This is a genomic window from Pseudomonas sp. MDT1-16 (genome assembly GCF_054898115.1).
Genome location: NZ_CM142717.1, coordinates 4876869 through 4903649, shown reverse-complemented (window position 1 = coordinate 4903649; position 26781 = coordinate 4876869). Strand labels below are relative to the sequence as shown.

Sequence of the window (26781 nt, the reverse complement as noted above, 5' to 3'; positions counted from 1 at the left end):
TGCTCCTACAGGTGGCAACGATTATTCGGCGTTGCACAGCGCCAGGCAGTTATCGAGCATGCGGTTGGAGAAGCCCCATTCGTTGTCGTACCAGGCCAATACCTTGAGCAGCTTGCCGCTGGACTTGGTGTGGTTGGCGTCGAAGATCGACGACAGGGGATTGTGGCTGAAGTCGCTGGAGACCAGCGGCAGGGTGTTGTAGCCAAGAATCTTCGAGTGTTGGCTGGCTTCTTTCAGCAGCGCGTTCACTTCATCGGCCGACGCTTCGCGTTTGAGTTGCACGGTCAGGTCCACCAGCGACACATTGATCACTGGAACACGCACCGCCATGCCGGTCAGTTTGCCCGCCAGTTCCGGCAGCACCAAACCGACCGCTTCAGCAGCGCCGGTCTTGCTCGGGATCATGTTCTGGGTAGCCGAACGGGCGCGGTACGGGTCGGTGTGGTAGACGTCGGTCAGGTTCTGGTCGTTGGTGTAGGCGTGAATAGTGGTCATCAAACCGCTTTCGATGCCCAGCTCGCGGTGCAGCACCTGGGCCACTGGGGCCAGGCAGTTGGTGGTGCACGAGGCGTTGGAAATAATCTGGTGCGATTGGCGCAGAATGTCGTGGTTAACGCCATACACCACGGTGGCGTCGGCACCTTTGGCCGGGGCCGAGATGATCACTTTGCGTGCGCCGGCCGTAATATGCGCGGCGGCTTTGGCTCGGTCGGTGAACAAACCGGTGCATTCGAACACGACATCAATCTTTTCCGCGGCCCAGGGCAGTTCGGCCGGGTTACGAATGGCGCTGACAGAAATACGGTCGCCGTTGACGGTCAGGCTTTCCTGATCGTGCTGAACATCGGCGTCGAACGTGCCGTGAACAGTGTCGTACTTGAGCAGATGAGCGTTGATCGAGCTGTCGCCCAAGTCATTGATGGCAACGATCTGCAGGTCCTGACGATAACCTTGGGTATACAGTGCGCGTAGGACGTTACGGCCAATTCGGCCAAAACCATTGATTGCGATTCGAAGAGTCATTTAACAGGGCCGCCGTCGATTTGTTGTTGGAATTACAAGATTATTCGCATAAAAATAGAAAACAAGCCTTTTTAATGGCAATATTTTGTTCAATCTACAACGAGTGACCTGAATCAACTGGTCCGACCGATCAAGAAAACCGTCTGTCATCCCAATCACTACGGTTCTTGATCAGCATAGACAATCAGGTCGCCACATCCGTTAGCCTGGAGTTCTACACATGCATCCCCGCGTTCTTGAGGTCACCGAACGGCTTATCGCCCGCAGCCGCGCCACGCGTGAGGCTTACCTTGCACTGATTCGTGGAGCTGCCAGCGACGGTCCTATGCGCGGCAAGCTGCAGTGCGCCAACTTCGCCCACGGCGTAGCCGGGTGCGGCACCGACGACAAGAACAGTTTGCGAATGATGAACTCCGCGAACATTGCGATTGTTTCGTCCTATAACGACATGCTCTCGGCGCACCAGCCGTACGAAGTCTTTCCTGAACAGATCAAAAAAGCCCTGCGTGAAATCGGCTCCGTCGGCCAGTTCGCCGGTGGTACCCCGGCCATGTGCGATGGCGTGACCCAGGGCGAGCCGGGCATGGAACTGAGCCTGCCGAGTCGCGAAGTGATCGCGCTGTCCACCGCCGTGGCGCTGTCCCACAACATGTTCGACGGCGCGCTGATGCTCGGCATCTGCGACAAGATCGTGCCGGGCCTGATGATGGGCGCGCTGCGCTTCGGTCACTTGCCGACGATCTTCGTGCCGGGCGGGCCGATGGTCTCGGGCATTTCCAACAAGCAGAAAGCCGACGTTCGCCAGCGCTACGCCGAGGGCAAGGCCAGCCGCGAGGAGCTGCTGGAATCGGAGATGAAGTCCTACCACAGCCCGGGTACCTGCACTTTTTACGGCACCGCCAACACCAACCAGTTGCTGATGGAAGTCATGGGCTTGCACTTGCCGGGCGCCTCTTTCGTCAACCCGAACACGCCGTTGCGCGATGCCCTGACCCGCGAAGCGGCGCATCAGGTCACCCGTCTGACCAAGCAGAGCGGCGACTTCATGCCGATCGGCGAAATCGTCGACGAACGTTCGCTGGTCAACTCCATCGTGGCCCTGCACGCCACCGGCGGCTCGACCAACCACACGCTGCACATGCCGGCGATCGCCATGGCGGCGGGCATTCAATTGACCTGGCAGGACATGGCCGACCTCTCCGAGGTGGTGCCGACCCTGAGCCACGTCTACCCGAACGGCAAAGCCGACATCAACCACTTCCAGGCCGCGGGCGGCATGTCGTTCCTGATCCGCGAACTGCTGGAAGCCGGCTTGCTGCACGAAAACGTCAATACGGTTCTGGGCCATGGCCTGAGCCGCTACACCATGGAACCGTTCCTCGAAAATGGCGAACTGGTCTGGCGCGAAGGCCCGATCGAAAGCCTCGACGAAACCATCCTGCGTCCGGTCGCTCGCGCGTTCTCGCCAGAGGGCGGCTTGCGGGTCATGGAAGGCAACCTCGGCCGTGGCGTGATGAAAGTTTCCGCCGTGGCGCTGGAGAACCAGATCGTCGAAGCACCCGCCATGGTGTTCCAGGATCAGCAGGATCTGGCCGATGCATTCAAGGCCGGTTTGCTGGAGAAGGATTTCGTCGCTGTGATGCGTTTCCAGGGTCCGCGCTCCAACGGCATGCCGGAGCTGCACAAGATGACGCCGTTCCTCGGCGTGCTGCAGGATCGCGGCTTCAAAGTGGCGCTGGTGACGGATGGGCGCATGTCCGGTGCGTCGGGGAAAATCCCGGCGGCGATTCACGTCAGCCCCGAAGCGTATGTGGGCGGCGCTTTGGCGCGCGTCCAAGAGGGCGATATCATCCGCGTCGATGGCGTCAAAGGCACTCTGGAGCTTAAGGTGGACGCCGAAGAATTCGCAGCGCGCGAACCTGCCAAGGGCCTGTTGGGCAATAACATCGGCAGCGGTCGCGAGCTGTTTGGTTTCATGCGCATGGCCTTCAGCTCGGCGGAGCAAGGCGCCAGCGCCTTTACTTCTGCCCTGGAGACGCTTAATTGAAACTGGCTTTGGTCGGTGACATCGGTGGGACCAACGCACGTTTCGCGTTGTGGAAAAACCAGCAGCTGGAATCGATCCAGGTGCTGGCGACGGCCGCTCACGCCAGCCCGGAAGAGGCTATTGCCCTCTACCTGAGCGGGCTAGGCCTGGCGTCGGGTTCGATCGGTTCGGTGTGCCTGTCGGTGGCCGGACCGGTGAGTGGCGATGAATTCAAGTTCACCAACAATCACTGGCGACTCAGCCGCAAGGGTTTCTGCAAGACCTTGCAGGTGGATCGACTGTTGCTGGTCAACGACTTCTCGGCCATGGCACTGGGCATGACCCGTTTGCAGCCGGACGAGTTTCGGGTGGTCTGCGAAGGCACGCCGGAACCGTTGCGGCCGGCGGTAGTTATCGGTCCGGGCACGGGCCTGGGCGTCGGCACGTTGCTGGATCTGGGTGAAGGTCGTTTCGCCGCGTTGCCGGGGGAGGGCGGTCACGTCGATTTGCCGCTGAGCAGTCCGCGGGAAACTCAGCTGTGGCAACACATCTTCAATGAGATCGGCCATGTCAGCGCTGAAACAGCCTTGAGCGGCAGCGGTTTGCCTCGGGTGTACCGGGCGATTTGTGCGGTAGACGGTCATGAGCCGGTGCTGGATTCTCCCGAGTCGATTACCGCTGCCGGTCTGGCCGGCGATCCAATTGCCCTGGAAGTGCTTGAGCAGTTCTGCTGCTGGCTGGGTCGTGTGGCCGGCAACAACGTGCTGACCACGGGCGGACGCGGTGGCGTGTACATCGTGGGTGGGGTGATTCCGCGGTTCGCCGATTTCTTCATCGAAAGCGGCTTTGCCCGGTGCTTTGCGGACAAGGGCTGCATGAGCGATTACTTCAAAGGCATCCCGGTGTGGCTGGTGACGGCGCCGTATTCCGGCCTTGTTGGCGCAGGTGTGGCACTCGATCAGGCTTAAGACCGAGTCGCCTCATTCGCGGGCAAGCCTCGCTCCTACAGAATTGGAGTCGTTCACAAAAATGGCGACCAACCCTCTACCTGTAAGAGCGAGGCTTGCCCGCGAAGAGGCCAGTACAAACAACATAGAACCATGATCGATCAGGCATAATCCGCCCAATTCACACAACAAGGACGCCTTCCTGTGAGCTCAGTCAACAAGTCGATTTTGTTGGTCGATGACGATCAAGAGATACGCGAGTTGCTGGACACCTACCTGACCCGCGCCGGTTTCCAGGTTCGCACCACGCCCGACGGTGCAGGCTTTCGTCAGGCGCTGAACGAGGCACCGAGCGATCTGGTGATCCTCGATGTGATGCTCCCGGACGAAGACGGCTTCAGCCTATGCCGCTGGATCCGTCAGCACCCGCGTCAGGCGCAGGTGCCGATCATCATGCTCACCGCCAGTTCCGACGAGGCCGACCGCGTCATCGGTCTGGAATTGGGGGCGGACGACTACCTTGGTAAACCCTTCAGCCCACGGGAATTGCAGGCGCGCATCAAAGCCTTGTTGCGCCGCGCGCAGTTCGGTCAGGAGCGTTCGGGCGGTGAAGTATTGGCCTTCGATGACTGGCGCCTGGACATGGTCAGTCACCGACTGTTCCACATCGACGGCGAAGAAGTGATTCTCTCCGGCGCCGATTTCGCGCTGCTGAAACTGTTCCTTGATCACCCTCAGGAAATTCTCGACCGCGACACCATCGGCAACGCCACCCGAGGCCGCGATTTGATGCCGCTGGATCGCATCGTCGACATGGCGGTCAGCCGTCTGCGCCAGCGTCTGCGCGACACCGAAAAACCGCCGCGGCTCATCCGTACCGTGCGCGGCAGCGGCTACCAACTGGCCGCCAATGTGGTTGCCAGCAATGGCCACTGAGTTTTTCCGCAAAGTCGCCGCACGAATCCCCATGCCGCGCTCGCTGCTTGGGCGGATGCTGTTGCTGACGCTGTTGGCGGTGTTGTTCGCCCAGGCGTTGTCGAGCGTGATCTGGGTCTCGCAACTGCGCGCCACCCAGCTTGAAGGCCTGGTCACCAGCGCCCGTAGCCTCGCCCATTCGATGACGGCCAGCGTCAGTTACTTCCGCTCTCTGCCGGTAGCGTTTCGGCCATTGGTGCTCGACCAGTTGCGCAGCATGGGCGGCACCCGTTTCGTGGTGACGCTCAATGACAAACCCTTGGGCATGGAAGTGCTGCCGATCACCCCGCGCAAAGAAGCAGTACTCAAAGCGGTGGACGAAGTGCTGCGCCAGTCGCTGGGCCAGGACACGGATATCTCGGTGACGTTCGTCAGCCCCGAAGACCTGCGGATCTTCAACGGCGGCCTGAAACTCGATGAATTACCTCGCTCCTGGGCCCATTACGCGCTGACCCTGGAACCGGTGAATCCGCCGGTATTGGTCACCCAAATCCAAATGGCACCGGGCGAGTGGCTGTACATCGCCTCACTGTTGCCCGAGCCCTACACCAGTCTTGAAGAGCAAGGCCTGCCGGCGCAGCAAGTCTGGTTCATCGTGCTCACCAGCGGTTTCTTGCTGTTGTTCATTGGCCTGCTGGTGCACTGGCAGAGCGGGCCGCTCAAGCGTTTGGCGCGGGCAGCACGGGACATGTCACTCGGCGCGGAAGTCGAGCCAGTGGCGGAGGGAGGCGGCAGCGAAGTGGTCGAAGTGGGCCGCGCCTTCAATGCGATGCGCGAGCGCATCAGCCGCTACCTGACCGAGCGCAGCCAGTTGTTCAGCGCGATTTCCCATGACTTGCGCACGCCGATTACCCGGTTGCGGCTGCGGGTTGAATTGCTCGAAGACGAAAAACTGCAAGCCAAGTTCGGCCGTGATCTGGATGAGCTGGAGCTGCTGGTCAAAGGCGCGCTGCAATGCGTGAAAGACACTGACATCCACGAAAACATCGAACCGGTGGACCTCAACCACGTGCTTGATTGTCTGGTGGAGCCGTACCTGGCGCCCAACGGCAATGGTCGCGTCACTCAACAAGGGCGTGCGCTGGCGGCGTATCCCGGTAAACCTTTGGCGCTCAAGCGTTGCATCGGCAACCTGATCGACAATGCCTTGAAGTATGGGCAGAAAGCGCATTTGCACATTGATGACGACCAGAGTGCGTTCATCCTGCATGTGGACGATGAGGGGCCAGGGGTGCCTGAGCAACGGATGGAGCAGGTGTTCGAACCGCACTTTCGCCTGGCTGGGCAGCAGCAGGGTTATGGGTTGGGGTTGGGGATTGCGCGAAATATTGCGCATAGCCATGGGGGTGAGGTCAGCCTGCAGAATTTGCGTGAAGGTGGGTTGCGGGTGACGTTGCAGTTGCCGCGCAGTGTGGATTAGCGATACCGCGTTATCGTTCTTCGGCGTCAGACCTTTCAACACATTTCTCCAGTCAAATGTCACAACCCGGTGACATAACTCGCGCCCTTCGTTACAAGCCCACCCCCGACCGTTGTTTAGACTGCCCCCCAGTCATAACAACAAAAAAGGTACCCCATGGACACCTTCCTACCTGCTTTCAGCAGTTGGCTGAACGCACCTGCCCATCAACAATGGCTCGCCGCCGAAGGTCTGCGCCTGCTGGCGTTTGCCAAGGCTTCAACGCTTCCCGAAGGCTTCGGCAATCTCGATGAAAAGGGCCACCTCCCGGCCAACGCTCAAGCCGAAACCATGAACACCGCCCGCATGACCCACAGCTTTGCCATGGCCCACATTCAGGGCTTGCCGGGTTTTGCCGAGCGGGTGGATCACGGCGTCAAAGCCCTCAGCGGCCCATTGCGCGATGCCGAGCACGGTGGCTGGTTCGCCGCCGCACATCATCGCGACGGCAACACCTGCAAAGCTGCTTACCTGCATGCCTTCGTGGCCTTGGCCGCCAGTTCCGCTGTAGTCGCCCAGCGTCCCGGCGCGCAAGCTTTGCTCGATGACGCGATCAACGTCATCGACACGCATTTCTGGAGCGAGGAGGAGGGCGCGATGCGCGAATCCTTCAACCGCGACTGGAGTGAAGAGGAACGCTATCGCGGCGCCAACAGCAACATGCACGCCACCGAAGCCTTCCTTGCGCTGGCGGATGTCACTGACGACAACCGCTGGCTGTGCCGCGCCCAGCGCATCGTCGAGCGGGTGATCCACGGTCACGCCGCCGCCAACGATTACCTGGTGGTCGAGCATTTCGACCGCGACTGGCAGCCGCTTCGCGACTACAACCACGACAACCCGGCCGACGGTTTTCGCCCTTACGGCACTACGCCGGGCCACGGTTTCGAATGGGCGCGGCTGTTGCTGCACCTCGAAGCGGCGCGGGTGCAGGCAGGGATGCTCACGCCAGGTTGGCTGGCCACTGACGCGCAAAAACTCTTCGACCACAACTGCCGCCACGGCTGGAACGTCGACGGTACGCCTGGGATTGTCTACACCCTCGACTGGGACAATCGCGCCGTGGTCCGCCATCGTTTGCACTGGACCCATTGCGAAGCCAGCGCCGCCGCCAGTGCACTGCTTAAACGCACTGGCGATGCGCAATACGAAAGCTGGTACCGACTATTTTGGGAATTCTGCGACAACCATTTCATCGACCGTGAAAACGGCAGCTGGCACCACGAACTCGATCCGCAGAACCGCCCGAGCGCCGATATCTGGGCCGGTAAGCCTGATCTCTATCACGCCTGGCAAGCCGTATTGATCCCGCGACTGCCTCTGGCACCCAGCATGGCGACTGCCCTGGCACAGTTATCCCAGAGCGCTCCTGTGTAACCATACGGTGACATTCGAACGTCCCTTCGTTACCTGCGAAGGGACAACTCCTGTTTAGAATCCTATGTAGCGCAAGCACCAGACTTGCATGCATAACAACAAGAAAGGTACTTCAGATGAATGCGATCACTCGCCTCGCCACTGTCATTTCTCTCGCTTCATTGCTTCCCCTGTCTGCATTCCCGCTGAGTGCGCTTGCCGCCGATTCCAAAGGTTCGGTGGAAGTCGTTCACTGGTGGACCTCTGGTGGTGAAAAGGCAGCGGTCGATGTTCTGAAGGCCCAAGTCGAAAAAGACGGCTTCACCTGGAAGGACGGCGCAGTCGCCGGTGGTGGCGGTTCCACTGCCATGACCGTACTCAAAAGCCGCGCCGTCGCCGGTAACCCGCCGGGCGTTGCACAGATCAAAGGACCAGACATCCAGGAGTGGGGCAGCACTGGCCTGCTCAGCACCGATACCCTGAAAGACGTTGCCAAGTCCGAAGGCTGGGATGGCCTGCTGTCGAAGAAAGTCTCCGACACCGTGAAGTACGAAGGTGACTACGTCGCCGTGCCGGTGAACATTCACCGCGTCAACTGGCTGTGGATCAACCCGGAAGTCTTCAAGAAAGCCGGGATCGAAAAAGCCCCAACCACCCTCGAAGAATTCTATGCCGCCGGCGACAAGCTCAAAGCCGCAGGCTTCATCGCGCTTGCCCACGGTGGCCAGCCTTGGCAGGACAGCACCGTGTTTGAGGACGTGGTGCTCTCGGTCATGGGCGCTGACGGTTACAAAAAAGCCCTGGTAGAGCTGGATCAGAAAACCCTCTCGGGTGCCGAGATGACCAAGTCGTTCACCGAGCTGAAAAAAATCACTGGCTACATGGACCCGAACCGCGCCGGTCGTGACTGGAACATCGCCGCCGCCGACGTCATCAACGGCAAGGCCGGTATGCAGATGATGGGCGACTGGGCCAAGAGCGAATGGACCGCGGCCAAGAAAGTAGCCGGCACGGATTACCAGTGCGTGCCGTTCCCGGGCACCGAAAAAGCCTTCACCTACAACATCGATTCGCTGGCCGTGTTCAAGTTGAAAGCGGATCGCAAAGGCGACATCGCCGCTCAGCAAGACCTGGCCAAGGTCGCGCTGGGTAAAGACTTCCAGAAAATCTTCAGCATCAACAAAGGCTCGATCCCGGTGCGTACCGACATGCTTAACGATATGAGCGGTCTGGGCTTCGATTCTTGCGCTCAAACGGCGGCCAAGGATTTCCTGGCTGACGAGAAGACGGGTGGCCTGCAACCGAGCATGGCGCACAACATGGCCACTTCCCTGGCCGTACAGGGCGCGATCTTCGATGTGGTGACCAACTTCATGAACGACAAGGATGCGGACCCGGCCAAGGCCAGCGCCCAGTTGGCATCGGCCGTCAAAGCCGCCCAGTAATCCCAGACGCCGCGTGACCCTGTGGGAGCGAGCCTGCTCGCGAAAGCGGTCTGACATTCAGAAATGATGTCGACTGAGACACCGCCTTCGCGAGCAGGCTCGCTCCCACAAGGGATCACCGTGCCGACTTTTCTTCTCTCCACTGGATTATCCCGATGAGCTCTGTGGCGGTTTTCAGCAAAGCCTCACCGTTCGACGCACTGCAGCGCTGGCTCCCCAAACTGGTTTTGGCGCCAAGCATGCTGATCGTCCTGGTTGGTTTTTACGGTTACATCATCTGGACATTCGTTCTGTCCTTTACCAATTCCAGCTTCATGCCGAGCTACAAATGGGTCGGCCTGCAGCAGTATATCCGCCTGATGGACAACGACCGCTGGTGGGTCGCGAGCAAAAACCTCGCGGTCTTCGGCGGCATGTTCATTGGCATCAGCCTGGTGCTGGGGGTGTTCCTGGCGGTGCTGCTGGATCAGCGCATTCGCAAGGAAGGCTTCATCCGCACCGTTTACCTGTACCCGATGGCGCTCTCGATGATCGTCACCGGTACCGCGTGGAAATGGCTGCTCAACCCGGGTCTGGGCCTGGACAAAATGTTGCGTGACTGGGGCTGGGAAGGCTTCCGTCTCGACTGGCTGGTGGATCAGGATCGCGTGGTGTATTGCCTGGTGATCGCCGCTGTGTGGCAAGCCTCCGGGTTTGTGATGGCGATGTTCCTGGCGGGCCTTCGTGGTGTCGATCAATCGATCATCCGTGCCGCGCAAGTCGACGGCGCGAGCCTGCCGACCATCTATATGAAGATCGTTCTGCCGAGCTTGCGCCCGGTGTTCTTCAGCGCCTTCATGATCCTTGCGCACATCGCGATCAAGAGCTTCGATCTGGTGGCGGCGATGACGGCGGGCGGTCCCGGTTACTCGTCCGACTTGCCGGCAATGTTCATGTATTCCTTCACCTTCAGCCGTGGCCAGATGGGCATTGGTTCGGCCAGCGCCATGATGATGCTTGGCGCGATCCTGGCGATTCTGGTGCCGTACCTGTACTCCGAATTGCGAGGAAAACGCCATGAGTAATCAACTTGGCAAACCGGCCTTGAGCTTCAGCCGCATCGCCATCTACGCCACCTTGCTGCTGGCCGCCGCGATCTACCTGATCCCGTTGGTGGTGATGCTGCTGACCAGTTTCAAATCCCCGGAAGACATCCGCACCGGCAACCTGCTGAGCTGGCCGCAAGTGATTGACGGCATTGGCTGGATCAAGGCCTGGGACAGCGTGGGCAGCTACTTCTGGAACTCGGTGAAAATCACCGTGCCGGCGGTTCTGATCTCCACCTTCATCGGTGCAATGAATGGCTACGTGCTGTCGATGTGGCGCTTCCGCGGTTCGCAACTGTTCTTCGGCCTGCTGCTGTTCGGCTGCTTCCTGCCGTTCCAGACCGTGCTGCTGCCAGCCTCGTTTACCCTCGGCAAGATCGGCCTGGCGAACACCACCACCGGTCTGGTGCTGGTGCACGTGGTCTACGGCCTGGCGTTCACCACGCTGTTCTTCCGCAACTACTACGTGAGCATTCCGGATGCGCTGGTCAAGGCTGCACGGCTTGATGGCGCAGGCTTCTTCACGATTTTCTGGAAGATCCTGCTGCCGATGTCGATCCCGATCGTGATGGTCTGCCTGATCTGGCAGTTCACGCAAATCTGGAATGACTTCCTGTTCGGCGTGGTCTTCGCCAGTGGCGATGCCCAGCCGATTACCGTGGCCCTGAACAACCTGGTCAACACCAGCACCGGGGCCAAGGAATACAACGTTGATATGGCCGCCGCGATGATCGCCGGGCTGCCGACTCTGCTGGTCTACATATTCGCTGGCAAGTATTTCCTGCGTGGGCTGACGTCCGGCGCGGTCAAGGGGTAGAACATGGCAACTCTCGAATTACGCAACGTCAACAAAACCTACGGCGCCGGTTTGCCGGACACCCTGAAAAACATCGAACTGAAGATCGATGACGGTGAGTTCCTGATCCTCGTCGGCCCGTCGGGCTGCGGCAAATCCACTTTGATGAACTGCATCGCCGGTCTGGAAAACATCAGCGGCGGCGCCATCCTGGTGGACGACGCTGACATCAGCGGCATGAGTCCGAAAGATCGCGACATTGCCATGGTGTTCCAGTCCTATGCGCTGTACCCGACCATGAGCGTGCGGGACAACATCGCGTTCGGCCTGAAGATTCGCAAAATGCCGGCCGCCGAAATCGACGAAGAAGTCGCTCGCGTCGCCAAGCTGTTGCAGATCGAACATCTGCTCAGCCGCAAACCCGGCCAGCTCTCCGGTGGTCAGCAACAGCGCGTGGCGATGGGTCGTGCTCTGGCGCGACGGCCGAAGATTTACCTGTTCGACGAACCGCTGTCCAACCTCGACGCCAAGCTGCGCGTCGAGATGCGCACCGAAATGAAACTGATGCATCAGCGCCTGAAAACCACCACGGTTTACGTGACTCACGACCAGATCGAAGCCATGACCCTGGGCGACAAGGTTGCGGTGATGAAGGACGGGATCATTCAGCAATTTGGCACGCCGAAAGACATCTACAACAACCCGGCCAACCTGTTCGTGGCGAGCTTCATCGGTTCGCCGCCGATGAACTTCATCCCGCTGCGTTTGCAGCGCAAGGACGGTCGTCTGGTGGCGCTGCTCGACAGCGGACAGGCGCGCTGCGAATTGCCTTTGGGCATGCAAGACGCCGGTCTTGAAGACCGCGAAGTGATCCTCGGCATGCGCCCGGAGCAGATCGTGCTGGCGGGCAACGAGCCGAACGGTTTGCCGACCATTCGCGCCGAAGTCCAGGTCACCGAGCCGACCGGTCCCGACACCCTGGTGTTCGTCAATCTCAACGACACCAAAGTCTGCTGCCGTCTGGCGCCGGACGTCGCGCCGGCCGTGGGCGAGACCCTGACCCTGCAATTCGACCCATCGAAAGTGCTGCTGTTCGATGCCAAGACCGGTGAACGCCTGGGGGTGGCCGGTCAGTCTGAAACCAAGGCCCACAGTGCCAATGTCGCCCAATTCAAAGGCCGCTGAAGAGCAAGTGTGGGAGCGAGCAAGCTCGCTCCCACTGGGGATGTAAACCGCGTTATATAAAAACAGTTAATAACAATAAAACGAGGATGTAGGGATGAAGAAGAACAACAACGCTCAGCTTATCTGCCAGTTGTCAGCCATTGCGGCAATGATGCTGGCCGGTAGTGTGCACGCAGCTGACGCGTTCAGCGCCGATTCCGAATGGATGACCGGTGATTGGGGCGGCGAGCGGACCAGGCTGATCGAGCAGGGTATCGACATCAAGATGGACTATGTCGGTGAAGTGGGCGCCAACCTCCACGGCGGCTACAACAACGACAAGACGGCGCGTTACGCTGACCAGTTTGGCCTGGGCGTGGCACTGGACCTGCAAAAATTGTGGGGCTGGGATAACACCCAGGCCAAGATCCAGTTCACCAACCGTAACGGTCAGAACATCTCCAATGACCGTGTCGGCGACCCGCGTGCCGGCACCTTGAGTTCCTCCCAGGAAGTCTACGGCCGTGGCCATATGGTCCGTCTGACCCAGTTGTGGATCAAGCACCAGTTCCTCGACGGAAAACTGGACGTCAAAGCCGGTTACTTCGGCGAAGGCGAAGACTTCAACACCTTCCCATGCGAGTTCCAGAACCTGGCATTCTGCGGCTCCCAAGTGGGTAACTGGGCGACCAACATCTGGTACAACTGGCCAGTCAGCCAGGCCGCTGTCCGCGTGAAGTACAACATCTCGCCTGAGTTCTACGCGCAGATCGGCGCGTACAACCAGAACCCGTCGCAACTGGAGCACGGTAACGGCTTCAAGCTCAGCGGCAGTGGTACCAAAGGCACCGTCTTGCCGGTCGAACTGGTCTGGTTGCCTAACCCTAACAACCTGCCGGGCGAATACCGTGTCGGTTACTACAAAAGTACGGCCAAGGCCGATGACGTTCGTAAAGACGACAACGGCAATGATGCGGCAACCAGCGGCAACGCCTATCGCAGCCACAGCAGCAAGTCCGGTTACTGGTTCGTGGCGCAGCAACAGTTGACCGACCACAACGGTGACAAGAGCCGTGGTCTGAACATTGCAGCCAACGCCACGTTCCACGACAAGGACACCAATGTCGTCGACAACTATCAGTCGCTGATGTTTGTGTACAAGGGCCCGTTCGATGCACGTCCAAAAGATGACATGGGTATCGGTTTCGCCCGTATTCATGTCAACGATGACGTGAAGAAAAACGCCGAGTTGGTCAACGCCTCCAATGGTGTCACCGACTACGAGGATCCGCTGTTCTCGCCACTGCGTACCACCGAGTACAACTACGAGATCAACTACGGCTTCCACGTTACCAACTGGCTGACTGTGCGTCCTAACCTGCAATACATCACTCACCCGGGCGGTGTGGATGAAGTCGACAACGCGCTGGTCGCCGGCCTGAAAATTCAGTCGGTGTTCTAACGCTGTTGCGATAAGCTCCTCTCTATGTGCGCATTTTTGCGGACAGCCTTGGCTGTCCGCTTTTTTTTGGGGCGGCGCACCCCGGGTGATTTTCAGGACCGTGGCACATGCATGAGCATCCGCTACAACGCTTCTTCAAATCCTTGCGCGAACGTCCGGTGTTTGCGTGGGAGCGCTATCAGAAGCGCGACGTGCTGGTGATCGACCATCCGCTGTGTCACGCGGTGTTCAGTCGGCAGGGTGCGCAGTTGTTGCACTTTCAGCCAAAGGGCCAGAAACCCTGGCTCTGGTGCGCGGCGAAGTGGCCGCAGGTCGGTGCGATTCGTGGCGGCGTTCCGGTGTGCTGGCCGTGGTATGGCCGTCATCCGAGCGAAAACGCCTGGCCTTCCCATGGTTGGGCACGGCTGATCGACTGGAAGCTTCTGGACAGCAGCACTGATGACGATGGCGTGCGCCTGCACTGGCAACTTCAGTTGTGCGACTGGCAAGTGGACTTGCATGCGCACTTGGGTGAACGCATGGATCTACGCCTGAGTACCGAGCATCAGGACAGCCTGCCGTGCCAATTGAGTCAGGCGTTGCACGCGTATTGGCGTATTGGCGACGTCGGCGAGGTAGCGCTGTCTGGACTCGATGGAGCGCAAGGTTACGACCAGTTGAACCGTCAGATTTGTCATCAGGAAGGCGAGTTGCGGGTAGAGGGTGGCTGCCAGCGAGTGTTCCAGCATGACGGCGAATTACAGCTCAAGGACCATGCCTGGCGGCGGGAGTTGTGCATCGATACCGGTGACGATGCGGACACGGTGGTCTGGCATCCGGGCTCGCGGCCGTTGTTGGGGGTGAGCTGGAATGAGATGTCGGAGTTTGTGTGTGTGGAGGCGGCGAGCGGTGGGACGGACAGCCTGAGTTTGGCGCCGGGGGAGAGGGCGCATTTGAGTTTGCAGGCTCGGGTTGGGGCGTGATGATCGTTCCCACGCTCTGCGTGAGAATGCAGCCCGTGACGCTCCGCGTCACTGGACGCGGAGCGTCCCTAGAGGCATTACCACGCGGAGCGTGGGAACGATCGGCGTGGGGTCAGTTGAACTCATCCCCAATCGGATACCGACTGGCATTCAAGCTTTCCTTGATCTTGCGCAAATGCGGCTGGAAATCCACGCCCCGACGCAAGGTCATGCCGGTCGCCAGCACATCCAGCACCGTCAGCTGAATGATCCGCGACGTCATCGGCATATAAATGTCGGTGTCTTCCGGCAGCGGAATGTTCAGGCTCAAGGTGCTGGCCTTGGCCAGTGGTGAACCCTCGGCCGTCAGACCCAGCACCGAAGCACCGTTCTCCCGGGCGATACGCGCCACTTCCACCAGTTCGCGGGTACGGCCGGTGTAGGAAATGATCACGAACAACTCGCCGGTATGTGCCACCGACGCAATCATGCGCTGCATCAGCACATCGGCATGGGCGGTGACGGCCAAATTGAAGCGGAAGAACTTGTGCTGAGCGTCCAGGGCCACCGGGGCCGAGGCGCCGAGGCCGAAGAAGTGGATCTGCCGGGCCTGGATCAACAGGTCGACGGCGCGGCTGATCAGGTTCGGGTCAAGCGCCTGCAACGCACTGTCCAACGAGGCGATGGCGCTGCCGAAAATCTTTTTGGTATACGCTTCCGGATTGTCGTCGGCCTCAACCGCCCGGCTGACATACGCCGCGCCGCTGGCCAGGCTCTGGGCCAACTGAAGCTTGAGCTCCGGGTAGCCGCTGACACCGAACGAACGGCAGAAACGGTTGACCGTCGGCTCGCTGACCTTTGAGGCCTGGGCGAGGGCGGCGATGCTGAATCGGGTGGCCTGCTGTGGGTTGAGCAGGATCACCTCGGCGACTTTGCGTTCTGCCTTGTTCAGGTCTTCAAGGCGATTCTGGATCTGTTCCAGTAAATTTCGCACGCGGTCCATATGGTTTCCTTGGTTCACCTACGAAAAGGAGCTCTGCTATGCAAATAAGCGTTCGGCTATGCAAATTGGGCCTTTGATGCGGTCCCAAACGGTGGCCTATCCTACTGATGGCTCCGACCGTCCACCACTCGGAATCTGTATTTTGCGAAAATGTTGTGGTTATTACTACATTTTCCCTTGAGTGATGCCTTGAAAAAAGGTATTTGTAGCTTAACTTGATAAAAGAACAAACATCATGCCTTCGATTACGGTTGAACCGTGCACCTTTGCCTTGTTCGGCGCCCTCGGCGATCTGGCCCTGCGCAAGCTGTTTCCTGCCCTTTATCAACTCGATGGCGCAGGCCTCTTGCACGAGGACACGCGAATTATTGCGCTGGCCCGTGAGCCTGGCAGCGAGCAGCAGCATTTGGCATTCATCGCCTCCGAGCTGCGCCGCTACGTCGTCGCCAAAGAGCTGGACGAAGCCGTGGTCGAACGCTTTCTGGCCCGCCTGAGTTACCTGCACGTCGACTTCCTCAAGGCTGACGATTACGTCGCCCTGGCCGAAATGGCTGGCAGCGCCCAGCGAATGATTGCCTACTTCGCGACACCGGCCGCCGTTTACGGCGCGATCTGCGAGAACCTGTCGAAGGTCGGTTTGACCGAAAACACCCGCGTGGTGCTGGAAAAACCCATTGGTTCGGACCTGGAATCCTCGCGCAAGGTTAACGACGCCGTGGCGCAGTTCTTCCCGGAGAACCGCACCTACCGCATCGACCACTACCTGGGCAAAGAAACCGTCCAGAACCTGATCGCCCTGCGTTTCGCCAACAGCCTGTTCGAAACCCAGTGGAACCAGAATTATATATCCCACGTGGAAATCACCGTGGCCGAGAAGGTCGGGATCGAAGGTCGCTGGGGTTACTTCGACAAGGCCGGTCAGCTGCGGGACATGATCCAGAATCACCTCCTGCAACTGCTCTGCCTGATCGCCATGGACCCGCCGGCCGACCTGTCCGCCGACAGCATCCGTGACGAGAAAGTCAAAGTGCTCAAGGCGCTGGCGCCGATCAGCCCGGAAGGCCTGACCACTCAGGTCGTGCGCGGTCAGTACATCGCTGGTTATAGCGAAGGCAAATCGGTGCCGGGCTATTTGGAGGAACCTAACTCCAACACCCAGAGCGACACCGAAACCTTCGTTGCGCTGCGTGCCGATATCCGCAACTGGCGTTGGGCCGGCGTGCCGTTTTACCTGCGTACCGGCAAGCGCATGCCGCAGAAGCTGTCGCAGATCGTCATCCACTTCAAGGAACCGTCCCACTACATCTTCGCTCCCGAGCAGCGCCTGCAAATCAGCAACAAGCTGATTATCCGCCTGCAACCGGACGAAGGCATTTCCTTGCGCGTGATGACCAAAGAACAAGGCCTGGACAAGGGCATGCAGCTGCGCAGCGGTCCGTTGCAGCTGAATTTTTCCGACACTTATCGCAGCGCACGGATTCCCGATGCCTACGAGCGGTTGTTGCTGGAAGTGATGCGCGGCAATCAGAACCTGTTTGTCCGTAAAGATGAAATCGAAGCCGCGTGGAAGTGGTGTGACCAGTTGATCGCCGGGTGGAAAAAATCCGGTGATGCGCCCAAGCCGTACGCGGCCGGGTCCTGGGGACCGATGAGCTCCATTGCACTGATCACGCGGGATGGGAGGTCGTGGTATGGCGATATCTAATTTGCAACTGCCTCAGGGCGTCAGCGCCCATGAGTTCAAGAGCCCGGTGCTGCTGGCCGATGGTTTAGCGCTGAATGTGGCCAAGCAGCTGAGTGACGCGATCGACGCGCGCGGTACCGCGACGCTGGTGGTGTCCGGTGGACGCAGCCCGGTGGCGTTTTTCCAAAACCTGGCCAAGCAGAAACTGGACTGGTCCAAGGTCGTCGTGACCCTGGCCGACGAGCGCTGGGTGCCGGTAGAGCACGCCGACAGCAATGCCGGTCTGCTCAAACGTTATCTGCTGCAAGGCCCGGCGGCCAAGGCTCAGTTTCTGAGCCTGTACAGCGCCACCGCGAACCTTGAGCTGGCAGCCGAGCAGGCCGATCGTTTGCTCGCCGAGTTGCCGCCGATCGACGTGCTGATACTCGGCATGGGCGACGACGGTCACACCGCCTCGCTGTTCCCCAACAGCCCGAACCTGGCCGATGCCTTGAAAGTCGACGGCAGCCGTCGCTGCTGGCCGATGCTGGCGCCGACCGTGCCGCATCAGCGCCTGACCATGAGCCGCGCGCTGCTGGCCTCTGCCCAGTTCACCGTTCTATCGATTTCCGGTCAGTCCAAGCTGACCACCTTGAGTGCCGCATTGGCCGGTGACGATGTCGCCGCCATGCCGATTCGCGCGTTTTTGCAACCTACGTTAGAGATTTACTGGTGCCCATGAGCCAAGGATCAGCCGCTATGACAATCACATCCCCGACCGTTTCCATGGCGGACAAAGTTGCCCTGATCGACAGCCTGTGCGCCAGGGCGCGGATTCTGCCGGTGATCACTATTGCTCGCGAGCAGGACATCCTGCCGCTGGCCGACGCCCTCGCGGCCGGTGGCCTGACAGCCCTGGAAGTGACCCTGCGTTCACAGTTCGGCCTCAAGGCTATCCAGATTCTGCGCGAGCAACGCCCGGAACTGGTGACCGGTGCCGGTACTGTGCTGGATCGCAACATGCTGGCGGCTGCCGAAGCGGCCGGTTCGCAGTTCATCGTCACGCCGGGCATCACCCGTGACCTGCTGGAAGCCAGCGTCAACAGTCCGATTCCGCTGTTGCCGGGCATCAGCAACGCCTCCGGCATCATGGAAGGTTATGGCCTGGGGTATCGCCGCTTCAAACTGTTCCCGGCGGAAGTCAGCGGCGGTGTCGCGGCTATCAAAGCCTTGGGCGGCCCGTTCGGCGAAGTGAGATTCTGCCCGACTGGCGGCGTCAGCCCGGCCAACATCAAGAGCTACATGGCGTTGAAAAACGTGATGTGCGTGGGCGGTAGCTGGATGCTTGATCCTGAGTGGATCAAAAACGGCGACTGGGCCCGCATTCAGGAATGCACCGCCGAGGCACTGGCGCTGCTGGACTGATCAGCTTTACCAAACACTTCGTTGTGTGTTCTACGGCTTTACGGTGCGCTTGGTCGGTGCACCGTTTTTTTTTGCCTGATGAAAACCTCGCTCCTACAAAAAGATCATGCGATACATAGTTACCGCACGTCGAGCCTGGCCCCGTCCTAACCTGCGTTCATCTTATGGAAGAGAGAACGTCATGGACGACAACACCTCGGTTACACCCTCGACACCGGTTTACCAACTGACACCTGAACAGATAGCCGGCCCGTATTTTCGAAATCCGAAATTGATCAGGCGAAACATCAGCGAAGGCTTGGATGGCATCCCTTTGGTGCTGCGACTGACGATTATCGATGCGATGACCGGTCAGCCGGTCACGGGCGCGGTGGTCGATATCTGGCATTGCAATGCGCGAGGCGCTTATTCGGGCTGGAGCAAGATTGATCCGGACAAGAAAGTCGATGTCGGAGCCATTGGCGCGATCCCGCGCACTGACGACGATACCTATCTGCGCGGCGGGCAATTCACGGACAAGAAGGGCATCGTGCGGTTTACCACGATCTATCCCGGATTTTATGCCGGCCGGGCCCTGCACATTCATGTCGCGGTGCGCATCACGGCCGGTAACAACTATCTGGAAGAGCGCCATGTCGCCTGGGTTGGTCAGCTTTACTTCCCGGAGGTCGCGTCGAGGTCGGTGCTCAACGCCAGGGAGTACAGTGGCCGGACAGTTTCGGCGCTGACCAACGATGAAGACTTTCACTATAAAAACCGTGGAGGCGAGGCCTCAACCTTAAACATCCATACCCTCGGTCGAGACTCGAATGAAGACGGCTTTTTCGGGCACATGACCATCGCTGTCGACACGTTTACGGTTTCATCGCAGATCAAAGCGGAGGACTTCGACAGGTACACCGTGTGACGTCAGCGCAGCTCGTTCAGCGCCTTGCTCAGCACGTCGATATCCGCGGCGGTGGTGGTGAGCCCCGGCGTTATGCGAATGCACGGACCACTCGCGGCACCACTTCGCGCCACGGTAAACAGGTTGTAGTCCTTGAGCAGTCGCTCGACCATCGACTGTTGATCGGCATGCCGGGTAAAGCGCATCGAAGTGATGCCGCAATACAGTCGCGGGTCGTCCGGGGTCATGACTTCGATCCCCGGCAGTTCGCGCACCGCGCTCACCCACCGGTTGCGCAGGTAATTGAGTCGAGCGCCTTTGGCGGCGGAACCGCCCATGGCCCGATGTTCCTCGAACACCAGCGGCAGGGTCAGCAACGCCGGGATGTTGGGTGTGCTGTACGGCGTGCGGGCGCGAATATCTGTGATCGGGAAATGCATCTCGCCCATGTCCGGGTCGATGTCGGTCAGGCGCTCGGGGGCGATGTAAATGAAGCCCAGGGTCAGCGGCGCACCGATCCATTTGTGCAGGTTGTAGCCAGCAAAGGCGATGCCCAATTTATCGAGATTGAATTCGAACTGGCCGAGTGCATGGGCACCGTCGAGGATCACGTCGATGCCGAACTCTTTGGCGGCCGCAGCGATCGCCAGGACTGGCATGACCAACCCGGTGCGATGGGTAACGTGGGTCAGGGCCATCAGTTTGAGTCGCGGATAACGCACGAAGGCTTCGCGGTAAGTGGCCAGCAAACTGTCGAAACTGACGGGGTGCGGGTGCTCGATCTCGATCACCTCGACGCCGCGATTACGCGCCAGCCAGCGCATGGCCCCTTTGACCGTGTCGTATTCCAGATCACACATCAGCACTTGATCGCCCGGTGTCAGACGGTTGTAGTTGCGGATCAGCGATTGCAAACCGTCGGAAGCATTGCGGGTGAGGGCGATGGTTTCGGCTGGAACGCCAACCAGCTCGGCAAGCTGCGCGCGGATCTGCAGGCTTTCGCCCTGTTCGAAGCGTTGGCGCACGTGCACCGAATTGCTGCGGTTGATGAGTTCGATGTTGCGCTGATACTCCTCGACCACCGTTCGGGACATACGCCCGAAGTAACCGTTTTCCAGGTTAACCGGGCCGGGTTCAACCGAGTATCGGTCGGCAAAGGTGTGCCAGAAGGCTTCATCACGGGCGCGGCGGGTGTTATCGGGCATGGGTCTACTCAATCAGGGGCCTGGTTTCGGTTTTGCAATTTCAGTGGCGCGGGGCAGGTTTGCCATGTTTGGCGCGTAGCGGCTCGAGCAACTCCGACAGGCCGTTGTGATCGATTTCCTGCATCAGGGCCAGCAAGCCGCCGAGTTCGCCATGGGGGAAACCTTCACGAGCGAACCAGTTCAGGTATTGGCCGGGGAGGTCGGCAATGATCCGGCCCTTGTACTTGCCGAAGGGCATTTCACGAGTGACTAGCAGTTCGAGCTTTTCAGGGTTCATCAATCAGTCGTCTTGATTCAAACAGTCTGGAAAATACAGGCATTTTGCATGCAGGCCAAATGACAGATCATGCAAATAAAGCGGATACAGATTTCGCGTTGAACGATAAGTGATTGAAATATAAGCAATTGATTATCAATTCAAAGCTGGCATGCAGGGTGCAATAGCTATTGCATCTTCCATCAACCCGTGAGGAATTGAAAATGACCGACATGAATAAAGAAGCCATCTCTGTACTCAACGACCTGATTGAAACCAGTAAAGACGGTCAGGAAGGGTTCAAGACGTGCGCTGAAGACATCAAACACCCTGAACTCAAAAACGTGTTCGTGCAACGCTCGGCTGACTGTGCAACCGCTGCTTCTGAGTTGCAGGCCGCCGTGCGTTCGATGGGCGGTGATCCGGAAACGTCCACCAGTGTCAGTGGTGACTTGCATCGTCGCTGGGTCGACGTGAAAGCGATGTTCACCGGCAAGGATGAAGAAGCCGTGCTGAACGAAGCCGAACGTGGTGAAGACCATGCACTGAAGGCTTATAAAGAAGCCATCGAAAAAATCAACAAACACAACCTGGTGGGCATTCGTGACCTGGTTGAGCGTCAGTACCACGGCGTCCAACGCAACCACGATCAGGTGAAAGCCCTGCGTAACCAGGCTCGCGCTCGCTCGTAAGCGTTCGTTGCCTGTCAAAAACGCCAGCCAGTCTGGCGTTTTTTTGTGTCCGGGAATTAGCACTGGACGGATGATAGTTAGCTAGCTAATAATTTGTTTTTGAAGTGACTGAACTGAACCCGACTATCGTTAAATCGTCTTTCCAAGAGTCCATTACGTGCCTATCACTTTGCAGGCTTTGTTAGCGCCTGACCGCCGCGCCTTACAGTTCGCGATCAAGACCTTGATCGGTGGAGGCCTGGCACTGTGGCTGGCATTGCGCTGGGGCCTGGAGCAACCGGCATGGGCGTTGATGACGGCGTTCATCGTCGCCCAGCCCTTGTCCGGGATGGTGGTACAGAAGGGCTTGGCGCGATTGCTGGGTACGTTGGTCGGGACGATCATGTCAGTGGTGTTCATGGGGTTGTTCGCCCAGACGCCTTGGCTGTTTTTGTTGGCATTGGCGTTGTGGTTGGGGCTGTGTACGGCGAGTTCGACCTTGCTGCGCAGCGCCTGGTCTTATTCATTCGTGCTGGCGGGTTATACGGTGGCGATCATCGCGTTGCCGGCCATCACCCATCCGCTGACCGTGTTCGATCAAGCCGTGGCTCGCTGCACGGAAATCTGCCTGGGCATACTTTGCGCCACCGCCGCCAGTGCGTTGCTCTGGCCGATGCGGGTCGAACGGCAACTGGCGGATCAGGCGCGGGCAGCCTGGCAAAGCGGCATGAGCGCTGCGCGTGCGACGCTGACCGGTGACGGTCAGGCGCGTAAAGGCTTGCTGGAAATCCTCGGGAAAATCGTCGCCGTCGATGCCCAGCGCGAGCATGCCTGGTTTGAAGGAAGCCTGGGGCGGCAACGAGCACGCGCGATCAGCAGCTTGAGCCAAAAGCTGTTGATGCTGCTGCGCATCGCCCGTTCGGCGCGCCGTCAATGGAAGCAATTGGAACCCCAGGAAGCCGAGCAACTGTTGCCTTGGATAACCAAGGTCCAAGAGGCGCTCAACAACCCGGATACCGCGACCCTGCAAGCGCTGCGTCCGAGCTTGCTCGACGCTTCCCACGCCCGGCACATCAGCTCCGCACAGAGTTACTGCCTGGCTCGTTTCACCTTGTTGCTCGATACCGCCATGGCGGCCGGCGCCGCGTTGAACGCCGTCGAGGAGGGCAAGGAAACGGTCGACCCGCCACGAACCCTGACACCGCACCGCGACCTGTCATTGGCGCTGGTGTTTGGTGCCCGCAGTGCATTGGCGTTTCTGGTGGTCTCGTGCTTCTGGTTGGCGACCGCCTGGCCCGCTGCCTCCGGCGCGCTGCTGTTGACGTGCGTGGTGTGTAGCCTGTTTGCCAGCCGCGAGAACGGCGCTCAGATCGGCATGAGTTTTATGCGCGGGATCTTCCTGGCAATTCCGGCCGCGTTTATCGTCGGGCAGATTCTGCTGCCGCAATGGAGTGGTTTTGCATTGCTTTGCATGGGCATGGGCGTGCCGTTGTTCCTCGGCGCACTGGGCATGGCCAAACCGCAGATCGGTGCGACAGCTACCTCATTTTGTCTGCACTTCATCGTGCTGGTCTCGCCGCTCAACGCGATGAAATTCGATGTCGCGACGTTCCTCAACAGTGCCCAATCCATCGTGATCGGTGTTGGCGCCGCCGTGCTGGCGTTTCATTTGTTGATCCTGCGCAACCCGGCATGGCACGGCCGACGTTTGCTGGCGGCGACCCTCCACGATCTGGTGCGCCTGACCCGGCGCAATCTGCGCGGTGCCGAGAGCTGGTTTGGCGGGCGCATGGCCGACCGCCTGCTGCAACTGGCGCGGCACTATCCCGAGTTGCCGGAACCGGCGCGCAGCCGCTGGGACGATGGCTTGCTCGGCCTGGATATCGGCGACGAGTTGCTGCATTTACGTTTGAGCCTGGCGGTGGCGCAGTTGCCGGTCAGTGCGCCTCAGCGGCGTTATCTCGAACAGCTGGAAAAAATCCTCATAAAAGGCCCGGCCGGCAATCGCGCCGAAGCGTTGGCTCCCCCGAGTGAAGAATTCTTGAAGACCTTGTATGCGTTGCCCCCCAGCGATGCGGTGAAACTGGCCCAAGGCGCGGTGCTGCAATTGCAAAGCAGCTGGCGCGCCTGGTGCCGTCAACAGGAGCAAAGCCATGGGCTTGCGTGAGTGGTCGGTGGGCGGCGTGCTGCTCAGTCCATTTCTGATTTATGTGTTGCTGGCGCTGCTCGTGACCGGGGCCTTGCGCATGCTCTTGCGCCTGACGCCGGTGGGCCGTTGGATCTGGCACGAAGCATTGTTTGATTGCGCCTTGTACGTCTGTGTATTGACCCTGATCACCGTCGTCCTCGGACCTTTATAAGGAGTTGAAAATGCGTACACCCCTACGTGTCGCGGTGACCCTGGGCCTGGTGGTAGCGGCGATCTTTGCCGGCTTCCATTTGTGGCAGTACTACATGCTTACCCCATGGACCCGGGACGCGCGGATCCGTGCCGACGTGGTGGTGATCGCCCCGGACGTCTCGGGTTGGGTGCGTGAACTCAAGGCTTTTGATAACCAGCAGGTCAAGGCTGGCGATTTATTGCTGAGCATCGACCGCGATCGTTTCGACGCCGCGCTGGAGAAAGCCCACGCGGTGGTTCAGACCCGGCAACAACAACTCAACCTGCGTGAACGCGAAGCCAGCCGCCGTGCCAGCCTCGGGCCGCAAGCGATCAGTGCCGAGCTGCGCGAGAACGCACAGATCAACGCCGGCATCGCCCGCGGCGAACTGCGCGAAGCTCAGGCCGAAGCCAAGGTCGCCGAACTCAACCTCTCCCGCAGCCAGGTTCACGCGCCCCGCAGCGGCCACATCACCAACCTGCGCCTCGCTGAAGGCAACTACGTAAATGCCGGGCAACCGGTGATGGCGTTGATCGACGATTCGACTTTTTATGTGCAGGCGTATTTCGAAGAAACCAAACTGCCGCGGATCCGCGTCGGCGATCCGGTGAAGGTTTGGTTGATGAGCGCGGGGGAAGGGTTGCAGGGGCATGTCGAAAGCATCAGTCGAGGGATTACTGATCGCAACACCACGCCGGATGGGCAGTTGTTGGCGGAGGTGGAACCGACGTTTAACTGGGTTAGGCTGGCGCAGCGAATTCCGGTAAAAATCAAGATTGATAAGTTGCCGGAGGGGATTAATTTGAGTTCGGGGATGACGGCGAGTGTGCAGGTGCAGGAGGGTTCAAAGTGATCGTTCCCACGCTCCGCGTGGGAATGCAGCCCGGGACGCTCCGCGTCCCATCAACAGCCGAACGCGGAGCGTCCGTTGAGGCATTCCTTTGCTGCGCGTGGGAACGATCAGTGTCAGGTATCAGCCGATGCTGATTGCCGGCAGCTTAGGCAACGACACAGTCTGCTGCTTGCGCGGCGCCAGAATCTCCGCCTCACCATCCACCACCAACTCATCACGCTGGTTAAACACGCGAGTGGCAATCCGCACACGAAACTTCGGCAGCTTCTCGAGAATCTCCAGACGCACGGTCAGCGTGTCGCCAATCTTCACCGGCTTCTGAAAGCTCATCTGCTGACCGATATAAATAGTCCCCGGCCCAGGCAATTCGCAGGCAACGGCAGCGCTGATCAGCGCACCGCTGAACATGCCGTGAGCGATGCGCTCCTTGAACATGGTACCGGCGGCGAACTCAGCGTCCAGGTGCACCGGGTTGTGATCGCCGGACATCGCAGCGAACAACTGAATGTCGCGCTCTTCGACCGTCTTGCTGTAGCTGGCGGTCTGGCCGACTTCAAGGGCTTCGTAAGGGGTGTTGGTAACCTGGGTCATCTGTTTCAATCCTGTGACGAAAAAAAATCCACAAAAAAACTATTCCGATCTGGGTGGCCGGCGATGGCTCAGCGCTTGGGCGATCCAGTTCAACACGTCATTGATCACTTCATCGCGGTTGCTCTCGTTGAACAGTTCATGCCGTGCCTGCGGGTAAATTGTCAGTTGCAGGCTCTGGCTGCCAGCCGCGCGTAGCGCATGGGCCAGAACTTTCAGACGTTTGCCTTCGCTCACCGGATCACATTCACCGCCAATGACCAGCAACGGCAGACCCGGATCAATCTGAGCGAGATTGGACGCTTTGCTGATTTGCTGCAACCCACCGAGCAAATCGATCCATAGCTGATTGGTGCAGCGAAAGCCGCAGAGTGGGTCGTTGGCGTACAGATCGACTTCCGCCTGATCGCGACTGAGCCAGTCGAACCGCGTGCGCACCGGTTTGAATTTTTTGTTGAACGAGCCGAACGACAGCCATTCAATCAGCGCGCTGCGACCTTTCGGGCCTTGGCGCAAACGTTCTAACCGCGCAATCTGCCGCGCCGCGCGATAGAGCGCCACCGGTTGGAAGTTCGAACCGCTGAGGACGGCTCCGTGCAGACTGGCGCTGTGATGCAGCAGATAGGCCTGGGCGATGTAGCTGCCCATGCTGTGGCCGAGCAGCACGATCGGCACGCCGGAATGTTGTTGGCCGATGTGCTGATTGAGGCAAGCCAGGTCACCCACCACTTTGCCCCAGCCATCGTTGTCGGCGAAATGGCCGAGTGTCCCGTTTTCGGCAGTTTTGCCATGTCCACGCTGATCCGGTGCATAGACGCCGTAACCCTGATCGCAGAGTTTTTCCGCCAGACGGGCGTAGCGACCACTGTGTTCCGCCATGCCGTGGGCCAACAGGATCACTGCCTTGAGTGGAGCTGTTGGCAGCCACTGGTTAACGAAGAGGCGGCTGCGGTCACTCGCGGTCAGCCAAAAAGTGTCGTGGATCATGGCGATTCCTTTGCATAGGGCTGCATGTGGCATGGACGTCGTTGCATTGTATAGCGCATCCATAGCGTGCCGTCTGATCAGGCCACGCCACGGCACCAAGATTCACACGGTCAATGAGGCCCGTGCGCATATTTGCCTGATTCGCCATAGCTGCTAGTGTCCGTGAAGCCCCGCTTTTCGCTTT

At 59.4% G+C, this 26781-nt stretch carries 25 protein-coding genes; 19 read left to right on the top strand and 6 right to left on the bottom strand.

Translation table 11 applies throughout. The features are described 5' to 3' along the window. Positions 1–21: 21 nt before the first annotated feature. Positions 22–1023 carry a type I glyceraldehyde-3-phosphate dehydrogenase gene (gene gap, locus ACYZT3_RS22475; RefSeq protein ID WP_462030799.1) on the bottom strand — a complete coding sequence of 334 codons (1002 nt, stop codon included), beginning with the start codon at positions 1021–1023 and terminating at the stop codon, positions 22–24. 220 nt (positions 1024–1243) lie between these two features. Here gap and edd point away from each other — a divergent pair, with 220 nt between their 5' ends. The 11 genes from edd (at position 1244) to ACYZT3_RS22420 (ending at position 14700) form a co-directional block, all read left to right on the top strand. Further along, the gene (edd, locus tag ACYZT3_RS22470; protein ID WP_462030798.1) at positions 1244–3070 is read left to right on the top strand and encodes a phosphogluconate dehydratase; all 1827 of its coding nucleotides are present in this window, start codon (positions 1244–1246) and stop codon (positions 3068–3070) included. Further along, positions 3067–4017 carry a glucokinase gene (locus ACYZT3_RS22465; RefSeq protein ID WP_462030797.1) on the top strand — a complete coding sequence of 317 codons (951 nt, stop codon included), beginning with the start codon at positions 3067–3069 and terminating at the stop codon, positions 4015–4017. The genes edd and ACYZT3_RS22465 overlap by 4 nt, the downstream gene beginning before the upstream one ends. 183 nt (positions 4018–4200) lie before the next feature. Continuing rightward, the gene (locus ACYZT3_RS22460; protein ID WP_056725962.1) at positions 4201–4932 is read left to right on the top strand and encodes a response regulator; all 732 of its coding nucleotides are present in this window, start codon (positions 4201–4203) and stop codon (positions 4930–4932) included. Then, entirely contained in the window at positions 4922–6391 is a 1470-nt protein-coding gene (locus ACYZT3_RS22455) for an ATP-binding protein (protein ID WP_462030796.1), read from the top strand. Before ACYZT3_RS22460 ends, ACYZT3_RS22455 begins: the two co-directional genes overlap by 11 nt. Positions 6392–6547: 156 nt before the next feature. After that, positions 6548–7807 carry a D-mannose isomerase gene (locus ACYZT3_RS22450; RefSeq protein WP_462030795.1) on the top strand — a complete coding sequence of 420 codons (1260 nt, stop codon included), beginning with the start codon at positions 6548–6550 and terminating at the stop codon, positions 7805–7807. Positions 7808–7923: 116 nt separating this feature from the next. Beyond that, a complete protein-coding gene (locus ACYZT3_RS22445; protein WP_462030794.1) occupies positions 7924–9231 on the top strand; it encodes an ABC transporter substrate-binding protein in 1308 nt (435 codons plus the stop codon). A 155-nt stretch (positions 9232–9386) separates the two neighbouring features. After that, on the top strand, positions 9387–10295 hold the full coding sequence (locus ACYZT3_RS22440; protein WP_282377280.1) for a carbohydrate ABC transporter permease: 909 nt from the start codon (positions 9387–9389) through the stop codon (positions 10293–10295). Beyond that, positions 10288–11133 carry a carbohydrate ABC transporter permease gene (locus ACYZT3_RS22435; protein WP_282377279.1) on the top strand — a complete coding sequence of 282 codons (846 nt, stop codon included), beginning with the start codon at positions 10288–10290 and terminating at the stop codon, positions 11131–11133. The genes ACYZT3_RS22440 and ACYZT3_RS22435 overlap by 8 nt, the downstream gene beginning before the upstream one ends. 3 nt (positions 11134–11136) lie before the next feature. Then, positions 11137–12297, top strand: a complete 1161-nt coding sequence (locus tag ACYZT3_RS22430) for an ABC transporter ATP-binding protein (RefSeq protein ID WP_461969232.1) — start codon at positions 11137–11139, stop codon at positions 12295–12297. Between the two features lie 94 nt (positions 12298–12391). Next, positions 12392–13738, top strand: a complete 1347-nt coding sequence (locus tag ACYZT3_RS22425) for a carbohydrate porin (RefSeq protein ID WP_282377276.1) — start codon at positions 12392–12394, stop codon at positions 13736–13738. A gap of 107 nt (positions 13739–13845) precedes the next feature. After that, complete coding sequence (locus ACYZT3_RS22420; protein WP_282377275.1) at positions 13846–14700, top strand: D-hexose-6-phosphate mutarotase; 855 nt, start codon at positions 13846–13848, stop codon at positions 14698–14700. A gap of 112 nt (positions 14701–14812) precedes the next feature. Here the strand turns inward: ACYZT3_RS22420 and ACYZT3_RS22415 are convergent, their stop codons facing one another. Beyond that, the gene (locus tag ACYZT3_RS22415; protein ID WP_177318169.1) at positions 14813–15673 is read right to left on the bottom strand and encodes a MurR/RpiR family transcriptional regulator; all 861 of its coding nucleotides are present in this window, start codon (positions 15671–15673) and stop codon (positions 14813–14815) included. 244 nt (positions 15674–15917) lie between these two features. Here ACYZT3_RS22415 and zwf point away from each other — a divergent pair, with 244 nt between their 5' ends. From zwf to ACYZT3_RS22395, 4 genes are all read left to right on the top strand, one after another. Beyond that, positions 15918–17387, top strand: coding sequence for a glucose-6-phosphate dehydrogenase (gene zwf / locus ACYZT3_RS22410; protein ID WP_150657230.1), 1470 nt, complete (start codon positions 15918–15920; stop codon positions 17385–17387). After that, a complete protein-coding gene (gene pgl / locus ACYZT3_RS22405; protein ID WP_282377273.1) occupies positions 17374–18087 on the top strand; it encodes a 6-phosphogluconolactonase in 714 nt (237 codons plus the stop codon). Before zwf ends, pgl begins: the two co-directional genes overlap by 14 nt. Before the next feature lie 17 nt (positions 18088–18104). Next, on the top strand, positions 18105–18770 hold the full coding sequence (locus ACYZT3_RS22400) for a bifunctional 4-hydroxy-2-oxoglutarate aldolase/2-dehydro-3-deoxy-phosphogluconate aldolase (RefSeq protein WP_462030793.1): 666 nt from the start codon (positions 18105–18107) through the stop codon (positions 18768–18770). Between the two features lie 181 nt (positions 18771–18951). Next, positions 18952–19677 (top strand): intradiol ring-cleavage dioxygenase, encoded by a 726-nt coding sequence (locus ACYZT3_RS22395; protein WP_462030792.1) that lies wholly within the window; start codon positions 18952–18954, stop codon positions 19675–19677. Between the two features lie 2 nt (positions 19678–19679). Here the strand turns inward: ACYZT3_RS22395 and ACYZT3_RS22390 are convergent, their stop codons facing one another. Together ACYZT3_RS22390 and ACYZT3_RS22385 are read right to left on the bottom strand one after the other, a co-directional pair. Further along, a complete protein-coding gene (locus ACYZT3_RS22390; RefSeq protein WP_462030791.1) occupies positions 19680–20861 on the bottom strand; it encodes an aminotransferase class V-fold PLP-dependent enzyme in 1182 nt (393 codons plus the stop codon). Positions 20862–20901: 40 nt separating this feature from the next. Then, positions 20902–21138 (bottom strand): DUF3820 family protein, encoded by a 237-nt coding sequence (locus ACYZT3_RS22385; RefSeq protein WP_128870220.1) that lies wholly within the window; start codon positions 21136–21138, stop codon positions 20902–20904. A gap of 203 nt (positions 21139–21341) precedes the next feature. Here ACYZT3_RS22385 and ACYZT3_RS22380 point away from each other — a divergent pair, with 203 nt between their 5' ends. The 4 genes from ACYZT3_RS22380 to ACYZT3_RS22365 all read left to right on the top strand — a co-directional run bounded on the left by ACYZT3_RS22380 (position 21342) and on the right by ACYZT3_RS22365 (position 25022). Beyond that, entirely contained in the window at positions 21342–21809 is a 468-nt protein-coding gene (locus ACYZT3_RS22380; protein WP_282377269.1) for a ferritin-like domain-containing protein, read from the top strand. 157 nt (positions 21810–21966) lie between these two features. Continuing rightward, positions 21967–23955, top strand: coding sequence for an FUSC family protein (locus ACYZT3_RS22375; RefSeq protein WP_462030790.1), 1989 nt, complete (start codon positions 21967–21969; stop codon positions 23953–23955). Continuing rightward, positions 23942–24148, top strand: coding sequence for a DUF1656 domain-containing protein (locus tag ACYZT3_RS22370; RefSeq protein WP_008151119.1), 207 nt, complete (start codon positions 23942–23944; stop codon positions 24146–24148). Before ACYZT3_RS22375 ends, ACYZT3_RS22370 begins: the two co-directional genes overlap by 14 nt. A 10-nt stretch (positions 24149–24158) precedes the next feature. Then, on the top strand, positions 24159–25022 hold the full coding sequence (locus ACYZT3_RS22365) for an efflux RND transporter periplasmic adaptor subunit (protein ID WP_462030789.1): 864 nt from the start codon (positions 24159–24161) through the stop codon (positions 25020–25022). 120 nt (positions 25023–25142) lie between these two features. Here ACYZT3_RS22365 and ACYZT3_RS22360 read toward each other — a convergent pair whose 3' ends face one another. Both ACYZT3_RS22360 and ACYZT3_RS22355 read right to left on the bottom strand, forming a co-directional pair. Further along, positions 25143–25613, bottom strand: coding sequence for a MaoC family dehydratase (locus ACYZT3_RS22360; protein ID WP_282377266.1), 471 nt, complete (start codon positions 25611–25613; stop codon positions 25143–25145). A gap of 39 nt (positions 25614–25652) precedes the next feature. Continuing rightward, a complete protein-coding gene (locus ACYZT3_RS22355) occupies positions 25653–26597 on the bottom strand; it encodes a lysophospholipase (RefSeq protein ID WP_462030788.1) in 945 nt (314 codons plus the stop codon). Positions 26598–26781 lie beyond the last annotated feature (184 nt).